Genomic DNA, 3,020 nt, shown 5'->3' with positions numbered 1-3,020 from the left:
CACGTGCCGGCGTTCGAGGACGAGGACACGCTTTCTCGCACGCGCAAGATAGGCCGCGGCTACGAGCCCGTTGTGCCCTCCGCCGATGACCACGGCGTCGTACGTCGGTCCTCCCTGCAATTCCCTTCCTCCTCCTGAGGGCGATGCTCCATCGGTCATCGGCCGAGTGCGAACGACGGCCTTGCGCCGGGAAGCCTTCGCCTCCATATAGCGTTTTTTCTCGATGTGTCGGCATGTTCCATCCGTCCTCATGCGAACGGATCTTCGGTTCTCCGAAACGCTTATCCACGACTCCAGCCTCCGGAATTCCAGGCGCCGACGCGGCCTCGGCCTGCCCCCGGCGCCGTCGGACCGGAGGAGGTTGCGTGCTCAAGGGATCTCCCTTTCACTCGAGGACGTCCCCCCTGAATCAGAGCTGGGAGTGGCAGGCCTGGTCGGGCTACCTGTCCGCGTCCTCGTACTCGGTCGTCCCGTACATGGAGTACTACGCGATTCGCCACACGGCAGGCCTCATCGACGTGTCACCCCTCTACAAGTACCTCATTCGCGGGAAGGACGCCCTCCGCGCGCTGAACAAGATCGTCACGCGCGACTTGCGGAAGTTCGCGAGAGGCCACGTCCTGTATACGCCCTGGTGCGACGACCGGGGCAAGGTCGTGGACGACGGGACCATCTGGAACTACGGGGACGGGGGCTTCCGCCTTACGTCCGCCGAACCGAGCCTCAAGTGGATCGAGGACAACTCGGTCGGCCTCGACGTCGAGGTCGAGGACGTCTCGGAGGACATCGGGACGCTGTCGCTCCAGGGACCGAGCTCCAAAGCCATCCTCCGCGACGCCGCGGGCCCCGCGATGGACAAGCTCAAATTCTTCCGCTTCGCGGACGCGACGATCGATGGAGTGCCCGTGGAAATCTCTCGAACGGGGTACACGGGCGACCTCGGCTACGAAATCTGGGTGTCGCGGGACGGCGCGGAGAAGCTGTTCGACGCGATCATGAAGTACGGCGCTCCGCACCACATGCAGCTCGCCGGCCAGGTCGGGATGGACGTCTGCCGCATCGAGGCGGGATTTGTCCTCGCGGGCGTGGACTATGTCCACTCGCGGCACGCGCTCATCGATGCGCAGCGGTACTCGCCGTTCGAGCTCGGCCTAGACTGGACCGTTGCCATGGGGAAGGGCCCGTTTGTGGGTCGCCCCGCCTTGGCACAGGAGCTTCGGGAAGGCGTGCCCCGGAGGACGGTGGGGATCGAGATCGACTGGCCTACGGCGTCCAGGTACTTCACGGACCTGGGCCTCCCGCCGACGCCTCCCTCGGAGCCCTGGTCGTCGAAGCTGCCGCTCTACGCGGGGCTGCGGCAGGTGGGCTGGGGCACGAGCGGCTGCTGGTCTCCGACCCTGAAGAAGTACATCGGAATCGCGACCGTGCGCTCCGAATACGGCGGCCTTGGCACCCGGCTGGAGATCGAGATCGAAGTCGAGTGGGAGCGTAGACGGGCGCCTGCGGTTGTGGTTAAGCGGCCCTTCTACGACCCGCCCCATCGGAAGTCCTGACCGGGGTCCGGTCCGGACATCTCACCTCGGATGGCCGTGCGAGGCACGGCGAAGACAGTCCTCCATGACCTCGAGGGCGTGATCCAGACGGTCCTCCTCGATCGTCAAGGGAGGCTGGATCCTCAACACATTCATGTCGTAGTCGTACAGCGGGATGACCCCGTGTTCCACGCAGTCGAAGAAGACGGACCGCGTTGCCTTCAGGGCACGTCCCTTCGACGTCTTGCTCGTCACGAGCTCCACCCCGATGGCGAGGCCCAGACCCCGGGTGTCGCCCACGAGAGGGAGAGCCTCCCACTCCTTGACCCGCTTCAAGGCCCGGACCCCGAGCCGCGCCGACCGCTCCGCAATCTTGTCCCGCAATAGGATGTCGATGGCCGTGGAAGCGGCCACGCACGCGGCAGGATGGCCACCGAACGTCGTGCCCGCGACCACCTCCTTGTCGTTCATCGCCCGCTCGCTCCCCAGCACCGCCGAGATGGGCATGAGTCCGCCGCCGAGGGCCTTCCCGATGGACATCAGGTCGGGCGAGACACCGAAGTGCTCGATGCTCCACATCTTGCCGCAACGGCCGAGACCGGCTTCCACCTCGTCCGCGATGAAGAACCAGCCGTAGCGGTCCGCGAGCTTCTTCAGGCCCCGGACGAAGTTCGCGGGGGGGATCCAGACGCCCGCCTCGAGAGCAATGGGCTCCAGGATGGCGCCGGCGATCCGCTCGGGATGAGCGACGTATCGGAGGACCTGGTCCTCGAGGAATGCGAGGCACGACTCGCCGTATTCTTCGTCGGTCATCTCGGTGGGCTTGCGGTACGACCTCGGATAGGGCGCGTGGACGGCACCGCCGGAGAACGCCTCCCAATACCGCCGCCAGCGTGCGCCGAGGCTGCCGAACGCGGTCGCTCCGATGCTCAGGCCATGGTACTGCCCCATGAAGCTGAGGATGAGCGGCCGTCCCGAGCCCTCGATCGCGTGCTTGACCGCGGCCTCGGACGCCCCCGTTCCGGAAAGCTCGAGAAACACGCGGGTCAAGTTGGGCGAGGGTCGGATCGCAAGGAGCTTCTCCGCGAGCTCGATCATGGGCAGGTGCGGGTTCATGAAGTAGATCAGGAACCCATACCGCTCGAGGGCGTCGACCGTGGCGGACAGCACCTCGGGGTGCACGTTCCCCAGGTTGTTCGTGGACCACTGGCTCGTGAGGTCGACGTACTCCTTGCCGTCCATGTCGACGAGGGTGGAGCCCTTCGCGCTCCGGAGGACGATGTTGGCCAACCGGGTCTCGTCGGACCAGAAGTACTTCGGGAAGTACGCCTCGTACTTCCGCCAGTACGTCTCGGTCGAGCCGCCGGTGCCGAGGGCCGGCTTGGACTTCTTGGCCACACACCCGCCTCCGGGTCCAGACCGCGGACCGGGAGATAGAGCTTTCCGCCGCCCGCCTTTCGGCTGGGCGAACTCACGGTGGCTACGGGA

3 protein-coding genes are annotated in these 3,020 nt (G+C 66.1%); 1 reads left to right on the top strand and 2 read right to left on the bottom strand.

Annotated features, from left to right (window positions below; all coding sequences use genetic code 11):
* Nucleotides 1–159: FAD-dependent oxidoreductase (locus VEY12_00335; GenBank protein HYM38578.1), on the bottom strand; the 159-nt coding region annotated here is incomplete at its 3' end.
* Nucleotides 160–365: 206 nt separating this feature from the next.
* On the opposite strand from VEY12_00335, the gene VEY12_00330 reads away from it, so the two are divergent.
* A complete protein-coding gene (locus VEY12_00330; GenBank protein ID HYM38577.1) occupies nt 366–1,553 on the top strand; it encodes an aminomethyltransferase family protein in 1,188 nt (395 codons plus the stop codon).
* Nucleotides 1,554–1,574: 21 nt separating this feature from the next.
* Here VEY12_00330 and VEY12_00325 read toward each other — a convergent pair whose 3' ends face one another.
* Nucleotides 1,575–2,930, bottom strand: a complete 1,356-nt coding sequence (locus tag VEY12_00325) for an aminotransferase class III-fold pyridoxal phosphate-dependent enzyme (GenBank protein ID HYM38576.1) — start codon at nt 2,928–2,930, stop codon at nt 1,575–1,577.
* Nucleotides 2,931–3,020: the final 90 nt, after the last annotated feature.

Source organism: Thermoplasmata archaeon, assembly GCA_035632695.1.
GTDB lineage: Archaea > Thermoplasmatota > Thermoplasmata > RBG-16-68-12 > RBG-16-68-12 > RBG-16-68-12.
Note: the sequence above shows the minus strand (reverse complement) of the source record. Positions and strands in the feature narration are given on the sequence as shown.